General features: G+C 66.6%; 17 protein-coding genes. 5 read left to right on the top strand and 12 right to left on the bottom strand.

Annotated elements, in window-relative coordinates; genetic code table 11:
• Nucleotides 1-3 precede the first annotated feature (3 nt).
• The 8 genes from xylB to AC0IZS_RS32405 all read right to left on the bottom strand — a co-directional run bounded on the left by xylB (nucleotide 4) and on the right by AC0IZS_RS32405 (nucleotide 8,954).
• The gene (gene xylB, locus AC0IZS_RS32370) at nucleotides 4-1,476 is read right to left on the bottom strand and encodes a xylulokinase (protein WP_471639402.1); all 1,473 of its coding nucleotides are present in this window, start codon (nucleotides 1,474-1,476) and stop codon (nucleotides 4-6) included.
• 33 nt (nucleotides 1,477-1,509) lie between these two features.
• A complete protein-coding gene (locus tag AC0IZS_RS32375) occupies nucleotides 1,510-2,448 on the bottom strand; it encodes a helix-turn-helix domain-containing protein (RefSeq protein ID WP_057269633.1) in 939 nt (312 codons plus the stop codon).
• A gap of 39 nt (nucleotides 2,449-2,487) precedes the next feature.
• Nucleotides 2,488-3,891, bottom strand: coding sequence for a D-arabinitol 4-dehydrogenase (dalD, locus tag AC0IZS_RS32380; protein WP_471639403.1), 1,404 nt, complete (start codon nucleotides 3,889-3,891; stop codon nucleotides 2,488-2,490).
• Nucleotides 3,892-3,918: 27 nt separating this feature from the next.
• The gene (locus AC0IZS_RS32385) at nucleotides 3,919-4,653 is read right to left on the bottom strand and encodes an SDR family oxidoreductase (protein WP_471639404.1); all 735 of its coding nucleotides are present in this window, start codon (nucleotides 4,651-4,653) and stop codon (nucleotides 3,919-3,921) included.
• Complete coding sequence (locus tag AC0IZS_RS32390) at nucleotides 4,650-5,693, bottom strand: ABC transporter ATP-binding protein (RefSeq protein ID WP_471639405.1); 1,044 nt, start codon at nucleotides 5,691-5,693, stop codon at nucleotides 4,650-4,652. The genes AC0IZS_RS32385 and AC0IZS_RS32390 overlap by 4 nt, the downstream gene beginning before the upstream one ends.
• Nucleotides 5,694-5,742: 49 nt before the next feature.
• The gene (locus tag AC0IZS_RS32395) at nucleotides 5,743-6,582 is read right to left on the bottom strand and encodes a carbohydrate ABC transporter permease (RefSeq protein WP_057269637.1); all 840 of its coding nucleotides are present in this window, start codon (nucleotides 6,580-6,582) and stop codon (nucleotides 5,743-5,745) included.
• A gap of 23 nt (nucleotides 6,583-6,605) precedes the next feature.
• Complete coding sequence (locus AC0IZS_RS32400; protein ID WP_471639406.1) at nucleotides 6,606-7,466, bottom strand: carbohydrate ABC transporter permease; 861 nt, start codon at nucleotides 7,464-7,466, stop codon at nucleotides 6,606-6,608.
• 156 nt (nucleotides 7,467-7,622) lie between these two features.
• Nucleotides 7,623-8,954 (bottom strand): ABC transporter substrate-binding protein, encoded by a 1,332-nt coding sequence (locus tag AC0IZS_RS32405; protein WP_145698074.1) that lies wholly within the window; start codon nucleotides 8,952-8,954, stop codon nucleotides 7,623-7,625.
• A 436-nt stretch (nucleotides 8,955-9,390) separates the two neighbouring features.
• Here AC0IZS_RS32405 and AC0IZS_RS32410 point away from each other — a divergent pair, with 436 nt between their 5' ends.
• A complete protein-coding gene (locus tag AC0IZS_RS32410) occupies nucleotides 9,391-9,684 on the top strand; it encodes a DUF4148 domain-containing protein (protein WP_145699468.1) in 294 nt (97 codons plus the stop codon).
• Between the two features lie 57 nt (nucleotides 9,685-9,741).
• Nucleotides 9,742-10,035 (top strand): DUF4148 domain-containing protein, encoded by a 294-nt coding sequence (locus tag AC0IZS_RS32415; protein WP_471639407.1) that lies wholly within the window; start codon nucleotides 9,742-9,744, stop codon nucleotides 10,033-10,035.
• Between the two features lie 148 nt (nucleotides 10,036-10,183).
• Here AC0IZS_RS32415 and AC0IZS_RS32420 read toward each other — a convergent pair whose 3' ends face one another.
• Nucleotides 10,184-10,696, bottom strand: coding sequence for a GNAT family N-acetyltransferase (locus AC0IZS_RS32420; RefSeq protein WP_471639408.1), 513 nt, complete (start codon nucleotides 10,694-10,696; stop codon nucleotides 10,184-10,186).
• A gap of 112 nt (nucleotides 10,697-10,808) precedes the next feature.
• Between AC0IZS_RS32420 and AC0IZS_RS32425 the strand changes: the two genes are divergently transcribed.
• From AC0IZS_RS32425 to AC0IZS_RS32435, 3 genes are all read left to right on the top strand, one after another.
• Nucleotides 10,809-11,678, top strand: coding sequence for a thymidylate synthase (locus tag AC0IZS_RS32425; protein ID WP_471639409.1), 870 nt, complete (start codon nucleotides 10,809-10,811; stop codon nucleotides 11,676-11,678).
• Nucleotides 11,679-11,774: 96 nt separating this feature from the next.
• On the top strand, nucleotides 11,775-12,386 hold the full coding sequence (locus tag AC0IZS_RS32430) for a DUF4337 domain-containing protein (RefSeq protein WP_471639410.1): 612 nt from the start codon (nucleotides 11,775-11,777) through the stop codon (nucleotides 12,384-12,386).
• 44 nt (nucleotides 12,387-12,430) lie between these two features.
• On the top strand, nucleotides 12,431-12,919 hold the full coding sequence (locus AC0IZS_RS32435) for a dihydrofolate reductase (RefSeq protein WP_471639411.1): 489 nt from the start codon (nucleotides 12,431-12,433) through the stop codon (nucleotides 12,917-12,919).
• Here the strand turns inward: AC0IZS_RS32435 and AC0IZS_RS32440 are convergent, their stop codons facing one another.
• The 3 genes from AC0IZS_RS32440 to AC0IZS_RS32450 form a co-directional block, all read right to left on the bottom strand.
• Nucleotides 12,920-13,441, bottom strand: a complete 522-nt coding sequence (locus tag AC0IZS_RS32440) for a hypothetical protein (protein ID WP_471639412.1) — start codon at nucleotides 13,439-13,441, stop codon at nucleotides 12,920-12,922. It lies immediately after the preceding gene.
• An 84-nt stretch (nucleotides 13,442-13,525) separates the two neighbouring features.
• On the bottom strand, nucleotides 13,526-13,894 hold the full coding sequence (locus AC0IZS_RS32445; protein ID WP_471639413.1) for a hypothetical protein: 369 nt from the start codon (nucleotides 13,892-13,894) through the stop codon (nucleotides 13,526-13,528).
• A gap of 282 nt (nucleotides 13,895-14,176) precedes the next feature.
• Nucleotides 14,177-18,340 carry an Ig-like domain-containing protein gene (locus tag AC0IZS_RS32450; protein ID WP_471639414.1) on the bottom strand — a complete coding sequence of 1,388 codons (4,164 nt, stop codon included), beginning with the start codon at nucleotides 18,338-18,340 and terminating at the stop codon, nucleotides 14,177-14,179.
• Nucleotides 18,341-18,494: the final 154 nt, after the last annotated feature.

The raw sequence follows: 18,494 nt of genomic DNA on the forward strand, positions 1-18,494 counted from the left end.
GGTTCAGAAATGGGGCAGCAGCGCAGGGTACAGCGCCTTGAAGCGCGCATGGCGCTCCTGCAGCAGGGCCTGCTGCGCGGGCTGGGGGGCAAAGCGGGCCTCGGCTGGCAGGCCCTGGCACCACAGGGCTTCGTCGCCTCCGCAGGCCATGGCGGCCAGGCGCGCGGCGCCCAGCGCGGCGGCTGCATGGGCGCCGTCCGGGCGCTCCAGCGTGCAGTCCAGGCCGCTGGCCAGCAACTGGGCCCAGGCATCGCTGCGGGCACCGCCGCCGACCAGGGCGAGGGAGGTGTTGGATGTACCCGCCTCGTCGCCCGCAGCCGCCTGCATGGCCTGCAGCCCGTCCATGAGGCCGAAGCCCACGCCCTCCATCACGGCGCAGGCCATGTCGGCGGCATCGTGCTCGGCGCGCAGGCCCATGAAGACGCCGGTGGCTGCGGCATTGTTGTGGGGCGTGCGCTCGCCGCTCAGGTAGGGCAGAAAGAGCGGGGCCTGTGCATGGCGCGCCAGGCCCATGCCCTGCACGGCGGCGGACAGCTGGGCCTCGGGCTGCCCGGTGATGCGTGCCAGCCAGCCGAAGGCGCTGGCGGCGCTGAGCATGACGGACATCTGGTGCCAGCGGCCAGGCAGCGCGTGGGCGAAGGCATGCACTGCACGCTCGGTGGCAGGCGCGAACCGGTCGGACACCCGGAACACCACGCCCGAGGTACCCAGCGACACAAAGCCCTGCCCTGCCTGCCGTGCGCCCACGCCCACTGCACTGGCGGCGTTGTCGCCCCCGCCACCGGCCATGACCACACCGGCAGGCAGGCCCCAGCGGGCGGCCACGTCGGCTCGCAGCACGCCGGTGGCATCGCTGCCCTCGGCCAGGCGCGGCATGTGGGCACGGGTCAGGCCGCAGGCGGCGAGCAGGGTGTCGCTCCAATCGCGGCGGGCCACGTCCAGCCACAGGGTGCCCGACGCATCGGACATGTCGCTCACCGCATCGCCCGAGAGCTGCAGGCGCAGCCAGTCCTTGGGCAGCAGCACGCTGCGGATGCGCGCAAACACTTCAGGCTCGTGCTTGCGCAGCCACAGCAGCTTGGGTGCGGTAAAGCCGGGCATGGCCAGGTTGCCGGTGATTTCGCGCGAGGTGGGCGCGGCCTGCTCCAGCGCAATGCATTCGGCCGCCGCGCGGCCATCGTTCCAGAGGATGGCAGGGCGCAGCACCTCGCCCTGCGCGCCCAGCACCACGGCGCCGTGCATGTGGCCCGACAGGCCCACGCCGCGCACCTGTGCCCACGCGGCGGGCGCCTGCGCACGCAGCTGGGCCACGGCGGTTTCGGTGGCGGCCAGCCAGTGGGCCGGGTGCTGCTCGCTCCAGGTCGGCTGGGGGCGGTGCTGGGGCACAGGCGCATCGGCCACGGCGTGCACCTGCTGGTCTTCGCCCAGCAGCAGCAATTTGACACCCGAGGTGCCCAGATCAATGCCGAGGTACATGCGCTAATCCTGAAACACGGGGGAAAAACACTGTCATGCCTTGATCCCGAAACGACCCGCACCCTGCTTGCGGTATTCGCTGGGCGTCATGCCCTTGATGTCCAGGAAGCGGCGGTTGAAGTTGGCCATGTTGTTGAAGCCCACGTCGTAGGCAATGTGGGTGATGTAGCGCTCGGACTCCATGAGCAGTTGGCAGGCGCGGTTCACGCGCACCAGGTTCACGAAGTCGGTGAAGGTGTTGCCCGTGGCCCGGCGAAAGAAGCGCGAGAAGCGGCTCTCGGTCATGCCCAGCTCCTGCGCCAGGTCGGCGGCCGACAGGGGCTCGGCCAGGTGGTCGGTGATGCGGCTCACGACGGCATTGATCTGGTCGAGCTGGGTGTCGTTGTCCTCGCTTTGCAGCTGGGTGCTCGACAGCAGCCGAAAGTCGGTACAGCGGGCCAGGTCGCTCAGGAACTCGCAGAACGCGCCAAACCGGGCCAGCCCCTGGCGGGCCTTGATGCGCTGCCAATGCTCCTGCGCCTGTGCCTCCATGCCAAAGAATTCGATGCCGTGGCGGGCCCGCTCGAGCAGGGGCAGCACCTCGCGCAGCTCGGGGATGCTTTCGCTGCTGGCCATGAGCGGGGCATGCGAGAACTGGATCACCAGGTCGCGCAGCGGCACGCCGCCCTCGGGCAGGTCCATGCTGATCCAGTTGTGCGGCAGGCGCGGCCCGGTCAGCACCAGATGGCCTGGCTGGAACTGGCCGATCCAGTCGCCCACGAACACCTTGCCCGAGGTGGCAGTGATCAGGTGCAGCTCGTACTCATCGTGGTAATGCCAGCGCGCCAGCGGCGTGGGAAAACCGTGCGACAGGCAGCGGATGAACCCCACGGTTTCCGGCGGCTCATAGCCCAGCTCGGGCGAGCGCACATAGTCGTGCTCCAGCTCGGGCTTGGTCTGGCGTGGGGAGACAGGTGTCGTCTTCACGGTCATGGCGTCATTCCTGTGGACAAGCCGCTCAACTTACATCAATCACCCGCGCTCTGCACGCTCGGCCACGAAGACCTGGACGCGGGCGAAGGCCTGGCGCAACGTGGCGACCAGGCGCGGGTCGGAGGCCATCTCGCCCCACAGCGTCGCATCGGCGGCGTATGCGGCGACCGGGTCGGCCGCATCGCAGATCGCGTGCGCCACGGCCGGGTCCATGGCCTGGTCCTGGTAGTCGTAGGGGATCTGTCCGGCATGCCAGCGCTGCAGGTAGGCGAGGAACAGCGCAGGCAGCATGGCGACGCTATCGAACGAACCCTTGCGCGCCAACTGGTCGCGGATGGTGGGTGCGATCATGCCCGGGATCTTGGAGAAAGCGTCCATGGCCACGCGCTGGTTGGTATCGGCAATGGCGGGGTTGCCAAAGCGGTCCAGCACCACGTCGCGGTACTGCTCCAGGTTGATGGGGCACGGCAGCAGTACGGGGATCGCATCGTCGGTCACGTAGTCGTAGGCCATCTGGCGGATGGCGGCATCGTGCGTGCCTTCGTGGATGTACCGGTAGCCCGCCAGCGTGCCCGCCCAGGCGATGCAGCTGTGGGTGGCGTTGAGCAGGCGGATCTTGGCCTCCTCGTAGGCCTGCACCGAGTCCACCATCTCGACGCCCACCTTCTCCCATGCGGGGCGCCCGGCAATGAACTGGTCCTCGATCACCCACTGGATGAAGCTCTCGCCCATGAGCGCCGCCTTGTCGTCCCAGCCGGTGGCGGCCTTCACGCGCTCGGCCACGTCGGGTGTGGGGCGCGGCGTGATGCGGTCAACCATGGCGTTGGGGCTGCTGGTGTTCGCAAGCACCCAGGCCTTGAGCGCAGCATCGCCCAGCGCGTCGATGAACTGCAGCAGGCCGCCGCGCGAGCGCTCGCCGTTGTGGCGCAGGTTGTCGCAGTTCATCAGCGTCACAGGGCCAGCACCGGCGCGCATGCGCGCGCGCAGGATGCTCACCAGGGCGCCGTAGATGCTGTGGCCCGCCTGGCCGGCCTGCACGGCTGCGAGGTCGGCGCGCAGGTCCGGGAACGTGGACCAGTCGAGCTGGTTGTCGGCATCCAGGTAATAGCCCGCTTCGGTCACGGTGAACGAGATGATGCGCGTGGCGGCATCGGCACCGGCCGTGATCAGGGGCGCCAGGTCGTCCTGGTAGGGAATCACGCGCTCGATGGATTCGATGCGGGTGTAGCTGCGCTCGCCCTGGGGCGTGACGGTTTCCAGCGTGTAGCACCCGCCCTGGGCCTGCAGCGCCGCGATGGTCTCGGCCATGTCGGGACGCAGGTTGCCGCCGACGATGGCCCAGCCCCCATCCTGGGGCTGGCCCAACTGGCGCAGTTCGTGAACGTAGACGGCCTGGTGGGCGCGGTGGAACGAGCCCAGGCCCAGGTGCAGGATGAAATTCATGGTGCGTGAATGCGAAGAAGAGAGGTCTCAGAGGTCGAAATTCGTGGGCATCATCACCACGTCGCGGATGGTCATGCCGCGTGGCCGGGTGAGCATGAACAGCACCACCTCGGCCACTTCGGCGGCCTCGATGAGGCTGCCATTGGCCTTGGCCTCTTCGAGCTTTTCCGCAGGCCAGTCGGCCAGCAGCGAGGTGATGACCGGGCCCGGAGAGATGGCCCCCACGCGGATGCCGTGCTTGAACACCTGGCGGCGCACGGTCTGCACGAAGCAGTTCACGGCCCACTTGGACGAGGCGTAGACGGGCTCCCACGGCGTCGGGAAATGGGCGGCGAGCGAGCTCGTGACGATGATGTCCCCGCGGCCGCGCTCGATCATGTGGGGCAGCACGTTGTGTACGTTCTTCATCACCACGTTGACGTTGAGCTGCAGCATGCGGTCGATGGCGTCGGGGTCGGCGTCGACCAGATCTCCGCCCACGTAGAGGCCCGCATTCGCATGGAAGATGTCGAGCTGGCCGGCGATGGCCAGCGTGCGCGCCAGCAGGCTTGCGCACTGTTTCGCATCGAGCAGATCCAGCACCAGCGGCGAAGCGCGCTCGCCAATGGCCGCGCAGGCCCTGGCCAGTGCGGTTTCATCGCGGTCGATCAGCACCACGCGCGCACCGGCGTCCGCCATGGCCTTCGCGCTGGCAAAGCCGATGCCCGAGGCCGCGCCGGTGATGGCAGCCACCTGCCCTTGCAGAGGATGCGCGGCGGTCACGCGCCCTGCCCCGCCACGACGTGGCCTGCCGGGTCGAACCAGTGCGCCTGCGAAGCGTCGATGTCCAGACTCACCGCATCGCCCGCACGCAGGCCGGTGCGGTCGTTCTGGCGCGAGACGAACTGCGCACCGCCGGGCGTGCTCACGTAGATCAGCGTTTCGGCGCCCAGTGCTTCGATCAGGTCCACCTGCCCGCTCACCGGCGTCGTGCCGGTGCTGCGCACCGCGATGTTTTCCGGGCGCAGGCCGATGGCACCGCCCACTGCACCCGCCGGTGCCTGCTGCTGCACCGGCGCGGGCAGTTGCTGCAAGGGCACCACGTTCATCTGCGGCGTGCCGATGAACTGGGCGACGAACTGGTTGGCAGGCTTGTCGTACAGCTCCAGCGGCGTGCCGACCTGCTCGATGAGCCCGTCGCGCAGCACCACCACGCGGTCGGCCAGGGTCATGGCCTCCACCTGGTCGTGCGTGACGTAGATGGTGGTGGCGCCCAGGTCGCGGTGCAGCTTGGCGATCTCCACGCGGGTCTGGCCGCGCAGCGCCGCGTCGAGGTTGGACAGCGGCTCGTCGAAGAGGAAAACCTTGGGCGCGCGCACGATGGCACGGCCGATGGCCACACGCTGGCGCTGCCCGCCCGACAGTTCCTTGGGCGTGCGCTCCAGGTAGGTCGTGAGGTTCAGGATGGCGGCGGCGCGCTCGACCTTCTCGCGCACGATGGCCGGATCCACCTTGGCGAGCTTGAGCGCGAAGCTCATGTTCTCGTACACGCTCATGTGCGGGTACAGCGCATAGCTCTGGAACACCATGGCCAGGTCGCGCTTGCTGGAGGGCTGGTCGGTGATGTCGCGGCCGTCGAGCATGAGCGAGCCGCCGTCGATGTTCTCCAGCCCCGCGATCAGGCGCAGCAACGTGGACTTGCCGCAGCCCGAGGGCCCGACGAAGACGATGAACTCGCCTTGCTGGATGGTGAGGTCGATGCCCTTGATGGCGCGGTGCTCACCGAAGAATTTCTCGATGCCGCGCAGTTGGAGATAGGCCATGGAATCGGGTTCCTGAAAACTTGATTGCGTTAGATGGGAGAGCTGCGCGCTACTTCACGGCGCCAAAGGTCAGGCCTTGCACCAGTTGCTTCTGGCTGAACCAGCCAAAGACCACGATGGGCGCAATCGCCATCAGCGAGGCCGCCGACAGCTTGGCCCAGAACAGGCCCTCGGGGCTGGAGTACGAGGCGATCAGCGTGGCCAGCGTGCCGGCCTTGGCGGCGCTCAGGTTCAGGCTCCAGAAGGCCTCGTTCCACGACAGCACCAGGCACAAGAGGCCGGTGGAGGCCAGGCCGCCCATGCCCAGGGGCAGCAGCACCAGGCGCACTTCCTGCCACAGGGTGGCGCCATCCATGCGTGCGGCCTCCAGAATCTCGCGCGGGATGTCCTTGAAGTGCGAGTACAGCATCCACACCATGATGGGCAGGTTGGACAGCGCGAACACGATGATCAGCACCAGTTGCGTGTCGAGCAGGTGGCTCTTTTGCGCCAGCACGTAGATCGGCACCAGCGCGCCCACGGCGGGCATCATCTTGGTGGAGAGCATCCACATCAGGATGTCCTTGGTGTACTTGCCCTTGAAGAAGGCCATGGCGTAGGCTGCGGGTGCGGCCAGCATGAGCCCCACCACGGTCGAGAGCACGCTGGTGATGACCGAGTTCTTGGCGTACAGCAGGTAGTCGCTGCGCTCCTGCACCTCGTGGAAGTTTTCGAGCGTGGGGACGAAGAACAGCTGCGGCGGCACGGCAATGGCCTGCAGCTCGGTCTTGAACGCGGTGAGCAGCAGCCAGGCCAGCGGGAAGAACAGCAACAGGGCCACGCCCCAGGCAGCCACGGTGCGCAGGGCCAGCAGGCCCAGGGGGTAGGAGGATCGGCGTCGGGTGGTCATGTCGGTGGTCCTTCTTCTTGTATTTACTTATCGAGGTTCTTGCCGACCATGCGGATCAGGAACACCGCCGCGATGTTGGCCAGCACCACCGCGAACAGCGCGCCGGCAGAGGCCACGCCCGCGTCGAAGTTGAGCAGCGCCTGCTTGAAGATCAGGAAGGTGACGTTGGTGCTCGCATCGCCCGGGCCACCGCCGGTGGTGGTGTAGATCTCCGCAAAGATGCTGAGCAAAAAGATCAGCTCGATCATCACCACCACGGCCACCGAGCGCGCCAGGTGCGGCACGTACAGGTAGCGCAGTTGCTGCAGGTAGTTGGCGCCATCCATGCGCGAGGCTTCGAGTTGCTCGTGGTTCATGCTCTGCAGCGCGGTCATGAAGATCAGCGTGGCGAACGGCAGCCACTGCCAGGACACCATGACGATCACCGAGAACAGCGGCAAGTCCGTGAGCCAGTCCACCGGCTGCGCGCCGAAGAACATCCACACCTGCGCGAGCACGCCGTAGATGGGGTTCATCATCATGTTCTTCCACATCAGTGCGTTCACCGTGGGCATGACGAAGAACGGCGAGATCAGCAGCACCCGCACGATGCCCCGGCCCGCGAACGGCTCGTTGATGAGCAGCGCGATGGCGATACCGAACACCACCGTGATGAGGATCACGCTACCGAGCAGCAGCAGCGTGTTGACCACCGCCGTGCCGAACGAAGGGTCGGTGACGAAGTACTCGAAGTTCTCCAACCCGGCAAAGCCGGTCTGGTCCGGCTGCATCAGGTTGTAGCGGATCAGCGAGAAGTAGATCGTCATCACCAGCGGCACGATCATCCACAGGAAGAGCGTGGCCATGGCTGGCGTGAGCAGCAGGCGGGGAAGCAGGCGGTTCATGGGGATCCCGGGAGAAATCTGGCGTTGCCGGCGGCGGGCCGGCAATGCAATGGGCGTTGGCGGATGCAGTGGGCGTTTCGAGGTGGAACTCCCCGCCGCACATCTGTGCGGCGAGGAGTCACAGGCTTCGATCAGCCCCCAGTGGCCGCTGGCGGCTTACTTGTAATAGCCGCCCTTTTTCATTTCGCGATCGGCCGAGACCTGGCTGGCCTTGAGGGCCGCGTCCACGCTGGTCTTGCCGGCCAGGGCCGCGCTCATCTGCTGGCCCACAGCGATGCCGATGGCCTGGAACTCAGGAATCGCCGCGAACTGCACGCCCACATACGGGCTCTTGGGCAAGGTCGAATCGGTCGGGTTGGCCGAGTCGATGGCCACCTTCTCGGCCGCGGCAAAGCGCGCTGCCTTCTGGAACTCGGGGCTGGCGTAGGTGCTCTTGCGGGTGCCGGTGGGCACGTTGGCCCAGCCGTTGGTCTTGGCCACGAGCTGCACGTACTCCTTGCTGGTGGACCAGGTGATGAACTTCTGCGCAGCGTCCACCTTCTTCGAACCGGCGGGAATGGCCAGATTCCACGACCAGAGCCAGTTGGCGCCCTTGGGGGTATTCATGGTGGGGGCCTGGGCAAACGCCATCTGGTCGGCGACCTTGGACTGCTTGGGATCGCTCACGAAGGATGCAGCGATGGTCGCGTCGATCCACATGCCGCATTTGCCCGAGTTGGTCAGCGCCAGGATTTCGTTGAAGCTGTTGGCCGACGAGCCGGGCGGGCCGTAGTTCTTGAGCAGGTCCACGTAGAAGGTGATGGCGTCCTTCCAGGGCTTGGATTCGAGCTGCGGCTTCCACTGCATGTCGAACCACTGGCCGCCGAAGGTGTTGACCAGCGTGGTCAGGAAGGCCATGTTGTCACCCCAGCCCGGCTTGCCGCGCAGACAGATGCCGTACACGCCGTTCTTGGGGTCGTGGATCTTGGCGGCCAGGTCCTTGATCTGGGGCCAGGTGGGGCGCTCGGGCACCTGCACGCCGGCCTTGTCGGCCAGGTCCTTGCGGTACATCAGCATCGAGCTTTCGCCGTAGAACGGGGCGGCAAACAGCTTGCCATCGATCGACAGGCCATTGCGCACTGCGGGCAGCAGGTCGTCCACGTCGTAGGCGGCGTCGGTCTTGAGCTCCTGCAGCCAGCCCTTCTTGCCCCAGATGGGGGCTTCGTACATGCCGATGGTCATCACGTCGAACTGGCCGCCCTTGGTGGCGATGTCGGTCGTGACGCGCTGGCGCAGCACGCCTTCTTCCAGAGTGACCCACTTGAGCTTGATGTCGGGGTTGGCCTGCTCGAAGTTCTTGCTCAATTTCTGCATCTCGATCATGTGGCCGTTGTTCACGGTGGCAATCACGAGTTCGGTCTGCGCATGCGCAGCGGCGCCGCACAGCGATGCCGCCAGGGCGGCAACGGCCAGGGCCAGGCGGGTGTGTGGACGGGTGGAACGGGGCATCGAAACGTCTCCTGCGTAGTTGGTATGGATCTGCCACTCAACGCCGGTCGAATGGCTGGCATTGGTGGACTGAACGATACCGATGCTCAGATGCTCAGTTGATACTTTGAAAACCCATACACATACTAATTTTCGCCAGAATCTCAGGATTTATACCTAGATGCGTCAACTGGGTATGCGTATTGTCGGCCCGAAGCGCCCGCCAAGCCTTGCGGGGAGCGACACACACCTGGACCGGATGCCCCTGCTGTGCGCTATCGACTATTTCCAAAACTGGAACAGTCAGTTCGCGACCAGGTGGTTTTTCTTTGATCACCTGCGGCGTACAGTTCAACCCATCGATGAGCCGAACCCGCAAGGCGACTCACCGAACCCGGTTCGAAGTTGTTTTTGCTCCGGTTTTCTTGAGACGCTTTTACCTTTAAGGACTTTCATCATGAACACGACCGCACGCTTCCTCTCCATCGCCGCTGTTGCCGCTTTCGCCTCTTTCGGCGCCCAAGCCGACGAAGCCGATGCTTCGCAATTCGCCACGAAGTTCGAAACCAACCGCACCCGCGCCGAAGTGGCCGCTGAAGCCGCTACCGTGGCCCAGACCCGCAGCATCGAGCCTGCTGGTTCGCGTGTCGTGACCTACAAGTCCACCGCCGACCGCGCTGCCGTGCGTGCCCAGGCTGCTGATGCTGTGCGCACCGGCCAGATTTCTTCCGGCGAAATCGGAGCTCTGTAAGCCGCCCCGGATTGAACAGACCCCCTACCTCCAATCAAATCAAGAATCGAGATCACCATGAACAAGACCGCACGTTTCCTCTCCCTGGCCGCTGTTGCCGCTTTCGTTTCCTTCGGTGCCCAGGCTGACGAAGCCGACTCCTCGCAGTTCGCACTGAAGTTCGATACGAACCGCACCCGCGCCGAAGTGGCTGCCGAAGCTGCCACCGTGGCACAGACGCGCAGCATCGAGCCAGCAGGTTCGCGCGTCGTGACCTACAAGTCGACGGCTGACCGCGCTGCCGTGCGTGCAGCGGCTGCCGAAGCCGTGCGCCTGGGCCAGATCCCTTCGGGCGAAATCAGCTCGATGTAAAGAATGCGGGCCTTCCCATGGTGGTGGTATCTCACGGTCGTGGGTGCCGCCACCATGTGGAAGTGTTTCCCCCTGGTACTCGGGCCATGGCCCCTGTCGCCAACCCTCAGCAAGGCCCTTCGGGGCCTTTGTTGTTTGCACAAGAAGCTCAGTCCACCAGCGTCTTGAACATCACGTGGGCATCCACATAGCCCAAGCTGCGGTGCCTGAAGGCGCCCGGCAGCGTGCCCACCACGGCAAAGCCCAGGTGCTGCCACAGCCGCACGGCGCGCACGTTGCTGGCCACCACCAGGTTGAACTGCATGGACCGAAAGCCCATGGCCACGGCTTGCCGCTGGGAGTGCTCGCACATCAGCGAAGCCACGCCCAGCCCTTGCGCCGCCGGCGCCACCACATAGCCGCAGTTGCACACATGGGCGCCCAGCCCGGTCTGGTTGGGCTTGATGAAATAGGTGCCCACAATCTCCCCACCCACGCCGCAGGCGACGAAGGTGGCAGCAGGCAGTTCCACCCAGGCCTTGTGGATCTCGGCCTCGGTGCTGTCCGGTGCAAAGGAATACGTGTCCCCTGCCTGGAAGGTCGCGCGCAGGATGGACCACACGGTGGGCCAGTCGGCGGCTTCGAGAGGGCGGATGGTGACGGGCGCGGCAGAAGTTGTCATGGCGAAGGTGCAGGATGGAAGGCAGACGCCCTATTCTCCCGCTCCGCATAAAATCCGCAGTCGGCAACGGCCATCCTCTGGTGGCTGCGCCCCACCGTGAGTGATCGATCCCATGACCCAGCCTTCTGCCGCCGTGGCAGCCACTTCCTTGCCCACCCGCCCCGTGCGCTCCCAGTACGAGGACTTCATGCGCCACGTGTTCACGCACGGCGTGCACAAGTCCGACCGCACGGGCACGGGCACGAGCAGCGTGTTCGGGCACCAGATGCGCTTCGACCTGAAAGAAGGCTTTCCGCTGGTCACCACCAAGAAGGTGCATCTGCGCTCCATCATCCAGGAGCTGCTGTGGTTCCTCACGGGGTCGAGCAACAACAACTGGCTCAAGGAGCGTGGCGTCACCATCTGGGACGAGTGGGCGCGCGAGGATGGAGACCTGGGCCCGGTGTACGGCGTGCAATGGCGCAGCTGGCCCACGCCGGACGGCGGCCACATCGACCAGATCAGCGATGTGATCAAGACACTCAAGTCCAACCCCGATTCGCGCCGCATCATCGTGAGCGCCTGGAACGTGGCCGAGCTCAACAAGATGGCGCTCATGCCCTGCCACGCCTTCTTCCAGTTCTACGTGGCACCCGCGCAGGAGCCCGGCGGCCGCGGCACCCTGAGCTGCCAGCTCTACCAGCGCAGCGCCGACATCTTCCTCGGGGTGCCCTTCAACATCGCCAGCTATGCACTGCTGACCCACATGGTGGCCCAGCAGTGCGACCTGAACGTGGGCGACTTCATCTGGACCGGCGGCGACTGCCACATCTACAGCAACCACCACGAGCAGGTGCAGACCCAGCTGGCACGCACGCCCTACCCCTATCCCACGATGCACATCAAGCGCCGGCCGGACAGCATCTTCGACTACCAGTTCGAGGACTTCGAAGTGCTGGACTACCAGTGCCACCCGGCCATCAAGGCCCCAGTCGCGGTCTGACCCCCCTCGCCTTCCCATGATTCCTGCAGCGCAGGTGCCGCTGCGCCCTGCCTGACATTCCCTGTCTCCCTTCACGAACTACAAAGAGCACCCACTATGTCTTCCGGCGGATTTCACGTACACGGCCCCCACGACCACGCAGTCGAGCATGCCACCCAGGGCCATGGCGACGACCACGCAAGCAGCCACGGCAAGGAAAGCGGCGGCTCGTCCATGAGCAAGATCGCCATGTTCACGGCCCTCGTCGCCACGGTGGGCGCGATCTTCGCGTACATGGGTGGCGCCACGCAGGCCAATGCCGGCCTGCTCAAGAACGACGCGGCCATCAAGAAGACCGAGGCCTCCAACCAGTGGAACTACTTCCAATCCAAGAGCACCAAGCAGTCCCTTGCCGAACTGGCCCGCGACCTGGCGCCCGATGACCGCAAGGCCACCTACCAGGCCAAGATGGACCGCTACGAGACCGAAAAGAACGAGATCAAGGTCGCCGCGGAAAAGCTCGAGGCCGACAGCCACAAGTTCGACCGCCAGAGCGAAGAGCAGATGCACCAGCACCACCGCTGGGCCCAGGCCACCACGGCGCTGCAGGTGGCGATCGCCCTGGCCGCGATTGCCCTGCTCACCCGCAAGAAGTGGCTGGAGTACGGCATGTACGGCGTGGCAGGCATTGGCCTCGCCGTCGGCGTGCTGGCAACCCTGCACATCTAAGAAGGCGTGACCGAACCCGCCTTCTACAGCCGGAGCAACTAGCTATGCCTCTACATATGATCTACGCGCGCGCCGCCAACGGCGTGATCGGCAAGGACAATGTCTTGCCCTGGCACCTGCCCGAGGACATGGCGCACTTCAAATCCCTGACCCAGGGCTGCCCCGTGGTCATGGGCCGCAAGACCTGGGACTCGCTGCCGCCGCGCTTTCGGCCGCTGCCGGGCCGCACCAACATCGTCATCACCCGCCAGGCCGATTGGCATGCCGAGGGAGCGGTGCGCGCCGCCAGCCTGCAGGAGGCCCTGCAGCACGCGAGCGCCGGCCAGACAGTGTGGGTGATCGGCGGCGCCCAGGTCTACGCCGAAGCCCAGCCCCTGGCCGACCGCATTGAACTCACCGAGATTGCGCAGGACTTCGAGGGCGATGCCCATGCACCCGTGCTCGATGCCAGTTGGCACGAGACGGCGCGCAGCGCGCATACCTCTACGAACGGGCTGCCCTACAGCTTCGTGACGCTGGAGCGCAGGCGCTGATCACTTCGTCACCATCACGAAACGCACTGGCTTGGCGCTCCGGGGAAGCAAAGCCCAATCCACCAGCCTGGTCACAACCGCCGTGCATACCTTGAAGGGCTGCCCAGGCAGATGGTCTCCAGCCCCCGGATACACAAAGCGGACCTCGATCTCGCTGCTTCGTTCGACAGCATCCTCGATGTACAGGCCGGAGCAGCCATGGCCTTGCAGGCCCCGAGAAATACCCACCAGCATGAAGCGCTCAAAGTCCACGATGGGCCTGCCGCCCCCAGAGCGCGTAACCCGAGGATCCGGTTCGCCCTGGCCCTGTGCCCAGACCTCCAGCCACTGCGCTTCACTACGCACCAAGTAGTCGGCCCGTGGCCATGCCCTGTCGTAAGCCGCGTCGTTGTGCAGCCGCTGCACTTCAATCCACTGGTCTGCAGTATCTGCAGCAGTGGGGCCGGCACTGGCACTCAATGCCGGCAACAGCCCGAGCAACATACCTGCGGCGTTGAGCCAGCCCATACCAACGGATGCCATGCGATGCCTCCCGAGATCAATGTAGCTGCGAAGTGGAAAATCGCCGAGCCTTCAATGACCGAGGGCCGCGCCGCAAGCGGAAGGTCAGAACAGCTTGGCGCAGTTCACCGGCAGTTGGGCAGCCGTGCTCCCCTGCAGCACGCCCATGCTGCCGATCAGGTTGCCCTGGCTCACCGACAGCGTGAACGGCAGGTTGAAGCTGGTGGTGCCGGTGAACGACGAGGCCGTGGCCGTGCCCATGCCGTATCCGTACAGCGAATTCGCCGGGCCCAGGGCCGCGATGGTGAACATCGAGGGGCCGCTGGGCTGGCCGCTCACGGTGACGAACACGCCGGTACCGGCCACCGCGCACTGGTAGACACCGTCGAGCGGGCCGCCTGCGGCCATGGCGGCGCCCGATGCGCCGGCCAGCGCTGCGGCCGCGGCCAGGGTTCTGATGAATCTGCTGCTCATGTTTGCTTGTTCCTTTTTCTTTTCGGGAGGTTGCGGCAAGGGGCCGGGCCGCTATCGCCCGCTTCGCACCGTCGCGCCCCGCTGTCTGAACCGCCAGGCGCCCAGAAGTTCAGCACCCGCCAGGTCGGCAAAAAAAAGCCCGCACGGAGGCGGGCAGCAACTTGCTTGTCGCAAGAGGGGATGCCGCTTGGAGGCCGGCAAGGAAATAATAGGCCGGTGCGGCCGCCAAGGCTGTGACGCGGAGCACAGCTTGCTGCGCATCGCACCCCATCCCGGGATGGCTCAGAGCGCCGAGCCCACCAGCGTGATATCGACCAGGCGCGTGCTCAGGTGCCCATAGCCGTCGTCCAGGGTCACGGTGAACTGGTCGTGGCGCTGCTGGCCGCTGGCCAGCAGCGGGTCGATGGTCTGGTTGCCGACGGTATAGAGCCAGTTGACCTGGCCGGTGTGGCCGTCGGAACGCACCTGGGCGGTCAGCGTGCCGAGGGCGCCGGCCGTGGGCGTGACGCTCACCGTGTGCGCCGCGAAGGCCGGGTCTGCAAAGCTGAAGCCCCCGGCCGTGGCCAGCGTGGCCGTGGCGTTGGTGCCGCCCAGGTCGGCCACCTTGCCGGGGGCGCTCCATTGGTAGCCCTGGTTGAAGCCCATCGTGGCCGAAGCCACCTTCTGCAGCGCCACGGCCGTGGCCGGGTCGATGCCCAGGTCGCTCGCCACCTTGTCGCCCGCCCCCAGCGAGCGTGCATCGAGGCCGGTGAGCGTCTCGAACAGCACCAGGCCCGAGAGGTAGGAGCCGTACTTGCTCGCATGCAGGTTGTCGTCGTGCCACAGGTTGATCTTGCCGCCGCCGGACACGCTTGTTCCGCCCGTCTCCGTGTAGGGGTCGCGGATCGCCAGGCCATTCTGCACGGCGGTCATGAAGGCCGTGCCCACCGGCGCAACCCCCACGAAGTCGGGGTTGACGGCGGCCAGGTTGGCGTAGGCGCTCTGCAGGTCGGCTGTCATGCCCTCGAGCGTGAGGTAGTAGGCCGTGGCCTGCGTGTCCGACCGGCTGATGTCCCCCGTGCCCTCATAGGCGCCGGCGCCATTGAGGGTGCGCGAAGTGAGCATGTCGTAGGCCCCGGCCACCATGTCGGGCCGGGCCCAGGTGGCATACAGGTACATGTCGGTCGAGGCATCGGCGTTCGGGTTGCCCGCGATCGTGGTGCCCGGCTGGGTGGCACTGTCGGCTGCGCCGGTATGCACGAAGTTCTCGATCGCTGTGGCGTACTTCTGGAACTCGCCGATGTCGGCATTGGCGCCCGAGGTGGTGGTGAGCGTGGCATTCGCGGAGATGCCGAAGTCCGATTGGGACGGATCCGCCGCGAAGTAGGTGGCCGTACCGTCGGCCGTGAAGTTCACCGTGAGCGCGGCACTCGTGTCGCCGCTGCGCGTGAAGGTATAGACCAGGTTCTGGCCGGCGTTCTCGTACACGCCCGCGGCCGAGCTCAGGCCCAGGGTCACGTTGGGCAGGCTGGTGTCCGTGCCGGCGGCGAAGTCGTCGTTGACGATGGTGCCGCTGACGGCGCCGAGCGTGCCCAGGTTGTAGTCGGAGCCAGTGCTGGTGAGCGTGAGGCGAATGGCCTCGTCGGCCTCCACCGTGCTGTCGGCATGCGGGTCCAGGGTGATGCTGGCCGAAGTCTGCCCCGCCTTGATGGTGATGGAGCCCGTGTTGGAGGTGAACGAGACATTTCCCGTGGTCGTGGGGGCACCCGTGTCGGCGCTGGTGGCAAAGCCATTGCCACTGCTGAAGCGGTAGGGCGATGTGCCGCCGCCCCCCGATGCCGAAAATACGCCCGAGGCGGTGGTGTACATCTCCAGGTCCTGGCTGGCAGACACCGTGGTCGAGACCGATGGCGAGGTGCTGCCATCGCGAACGGCCGTGAAATTCACGACCAGGTCGCTGGTCGTGGGACCGGTGCGCGTGAAGGTGAAGACCAGGTTGGCCGTGCCATCCTCGGTCACCTGGCCGGGGCTGGCTGCCAGCGATACTGTGGCCAGGGCCGGGTTGGTGGCGGGCGCAGTGGGGTCGTCGTTGAGGAGGGTGGTGCCCACGGCGGAACTGGTGCCCACGCGGTAGTTGCCGGCCGAGGCGGCCAGCTTGAGCGCCAGGGTTTCGTCGTACTCCTTGGCACCGTCGGCCGTGGGGGTGATGACCAGGTTGGCCGTGGCGCTGCCCGCCGCGAAGGTGATGGAGCCCAAGCCCGAGGGCAGTGGTTCGTCCGTCTGGTCCTGCAGCACCACCAGCTCCCATTTCTGGCTGGCGATGTTGCCGCGCATGTCCCAACCGGCCGCCGAGGAGTTCAGGTAGTGGCCCTTGAGCGTGGCCGCATTGCGGGTGGAGAGCGACACGTCGTAGCCCAGGCCCACCTGGTCGGCGAACTTGTCGAACAGGCCCGCCACGCCACCCCAGGGGTGCGGTTCGTAGAGGTTGGCACCGGTCAGGTTGGTGAAGCTCCCGCCATTGGCTGGCGAGGTCAGGTCATGCACGCCGAAGGGGTTGGTGGCCGCATCGTAGGTGTTGTACGACATGGCCGGGTCGATGCGCGCGAAGGTTGCGCTGTTGCCCACGAACAGCACCGGGTTGAACACCGTGGCGATGTCCACGGCCGCGGCCGCGCCCTTGTTGCCGACCGCGTCGCTGAAGCTGTCCTTGGCCACCACAATGTGCCCGCCCGCGTCGAGGTGGGCGGACGCCGTGGCCGTGAAAGTCGCCGTGCGCACCAGACCCGTGCCGCTCAGCGCACCCAGCGTACCGCCAGCGGTCGTGATGTCCGCCGCGGTGAAGCTCGCACCCGGGTTTTCGCTGAAGGTGAACGTGATGTTCGCGGTGCCGCCGGTCTTGAGCGCGGCCGCTGAACTCGTGATGGTCAGCACCGGGGCCTGCGTGTCCACAGGGGCTGGCGTGCCGCCGCCCGCGTCACCGCCGCCACCGGATGCCGGTGGCGGGTTGCTGCCCTGGCCGGCAGACACCCCGGGCGCCAGTTCACCCACGGCCTGCTGCTGCACCACGGCCGTGAAGGCCGGCCCCGTGAAGCCATTCGCCGCCGCCTGGAAGTTGCCCGTGGCCACCGAGCCCGCCGCATCGGTGGCCGCAGCGGCCACCTGGCCCAGCACGGCCACCGTGCTGGCCGCGCCGACCGCATCGTTGGCGGCATCCACCACCTTGCCGATGAGGTCCAGGCTGGTGGCATCCAGCCGCAGGCCATAGTCGCCCGCGGCATCCGCCACGATGGCGCGCAGGAAGGTGGCGTCCGACAGGTTCGCCACGCCGCCGGTTCCCCCCGCCGCGCCGGCGAGGGCATCCGCCAGGGACGCGATCAGCGTGCCCGCTGCCGCGCCGGCCTGGCCCGCATGCGGCGTGGCCACGCCCGGCTGCCCGGCCTTGGCCTCGGCCGCATCCAGCGCGGCCGCGCCGATGCCAACCACGTTCACCAGTGCCACCGCCACCTTCTGGTAGCCCAGGGCCACGGCCTTCTCGGCGGCGCTGGCGCTGCTGCTGGCCAGCACGGCCAGCGGGTCGTAGGTCAGCAGGTGGATGCCGGCCGGCAGGTTCAGCACCTTGGCGAGCAGGGCCATGGCCTGCTCCACCGTCGTGGTGGCACCGCCCTTGTCCATCAGCGCCTGCACCAGGGTCGTGATGGGGTTCACCACCGTGCTGCCGGCCGGTGCGGTGAGCATTCCCTTGAAAGCCTTGTTGGTGAGCAGGTCGGTGCCGCCGGAGGCCACCAGCGTTCCCTGCACGCTGGCCGGCAGCGTGAAGCCGCCTGCGCCATCGGTGGTGGTGGACCACTCGCCCGCATCGAGCCGGTGGTTGCCATTGGCGTCGGCAAACACGGTGGCGCCCTTCACGTAGCCATCGGCCACATGGCCCTGGATGCCGGCGGCGGTGAGCCTGCCGGCCAGCGCCTGCACGCCGCTGATGCCCATGGCCGCGCTGGCATCGGTGGCGCCAATGCCCTGCAGCAGGGTATGCACGGCCGCCGCCACGCCCTCCCCGGTGAACAGCGCGCCCTTGTTCTGGCTGGCCAGCGCGCTGTTGAAGGCGTTGGCCGCTTCGGCGCGGTGGTCCAGCGCGGTGTAGATGCCCAAGTCGGCCTGGACCAGGAAATCCATCAGCTTGGCCCAGGTGGTGAGGCCCTGCTCCTGCGCCAGCCGCGCGATGGCCAGGCCGTCGTCCGCCGAGAGCACCACCCCCAGGCCGTTGAGCGCCAATTGCTGCACCGTCGCCCCGACGCCCCGGCTGGCGGCCATCTGGCCCACGGCCGCCTCGAAGGCGGCGGCCACCCGGCCGTAGTGGCCGTCAGCGGCGACCACCGCCTCGAATTCGGAGAGCAAACTGGCCGACGCAGCATGGCCGGTGGCGAGGATGAAGATCTGCTGCAGGATGTGGGGTGCGTTTGGCGTAGACATGGCGATGCCCTTCCGGTACGGAATGCGAAATGAGAGGCGGTGAATGGGGAAGAAACAGGCGCGAGGCCTGGCGGGCAGCTGCGCAGAGCTCCGCGCTACCCGTGGTCAGGGCTCAGAGGCTGAGAGTTTTTTGACCGTGCCCGAAAGGCACGTC

Source organism: Acidovorax sp. AC410, from assembly GCF_979253235.1.

Bases quoted from the DNA above. Each gene is read 5' to 3' on its own strand.
- xylB (WP_471639402.1), bottom strand. From the start codon at position 1,476: ATGTACCTCGGCATTGATCTGGGCACCTCGGGTGTCAAATTGCTGCTG.
- AC0IZS_RS32375 (WP_057269633.1), bottom strand. From the start codon at position 2,448: ATGACCGTGAAGACGACACCTGTCTCCCCACGCCAGACCAAGCCCGAG.
- dalD (WP_471639403.1), bottom strand. From the start codon at position 3,891: ATGAATTTCATCCTGCACCTGGGCCTGGGCTCGTTCCACCGCGCCCAC.
- AC0IZS_RS32390 (WP_471639405.1), bottom strand. From the start codon at position 5,693: ATGGCCTATCTCCAACTGCGCGGCATCGAGAAATTCTTCGGTGAGCAC.
- AC0IZS_RS32395 (WP_057269637.1), bottom strand. From the start codon at position 6,582: ATGACCACCCGACGCCGATCCTCCTACCCCCTGGGCCTGCTGGCCCTG.
- AC0IZS_RS32400 (WP_471639406.1), bottom strand. From the start codon at position 7,466: ATGAACCGCCTGCTTCCCCGCCTGCTGCTCACGCCAGCCATGGCCACG.
- AC0IZS_RS32405 (WP_145698074.1), bottom strand. From the start codon at position 8,954: ATGCCCCGTTCCACCCGTCCACACACCCGCCTGGCCCTGGCCGTTGCC.
- AC0IZS_RS32410 (WP_145699468.1), top strand. From the start codon at position 9,391: ATGAACACGACCGCACGCTTCCTCTCCATCGCCGCTGTTGCCGCTTTC.
- AC0IZS_RS32415 (WP_471639407.1), top strand. From the start codon at position 9,742: ATGAACAAGACCGCACGTTTCCTCTCCCTGGCCGCTGTTGCCGCTTTC.
- AC0IZS_RS32420 (WP_471639408.1), bottom strand. From the start codon at position 10,696: ATGACAACTTCTGCCGCGCCCGTCACCATCCGCCCTCTCGAAGCCGCC.
- AC0IZS_RS32425 (WP_471639409.1), top strand. From the start codon at position 10,809: ATGACCCAGCCTTCTGCCGCCGTGGCAGCCACTTCCTTGCCCACCCGC.
- AC0IZS_RS32430 (WP_471639410.1), top strand. From the start codon at position 11,775: ATGTCTTCCGGCGGATTTCACGTACACGGCCCCCACGACCACGCAGTC.
- AC0IZS_RS32435 (WP_471639411.1), top strand. From the start codon at position 12,431: ATGCCTCTACATATGATCTACGCGCGCGCCGCCAACGGCGTGATCGGC.
- AC0IZS_RS32440 (WP_471639412.1), bottom strand. From the start codon at position 13,441: ATGGCATCCGTTGGTATGGGCTGGCTCAACGCCGCAGGTATGTTGCTC.
- AC0IZS_RS32445 (WP_471639413.1), bottom strand. From the start codon at position 13,894: ATGAGCAGCAGATTCATCAGAACCCTGGCCGCGGCCGCAGCGCTGGCC.
- AC0IZS_RS32450 (WP_471639414.1), bottom strand. From the start codon at position 18,340: ATGTCTACGCCAAACGCACCCCACATCCTGCAGCAGATCTTCATCCTC.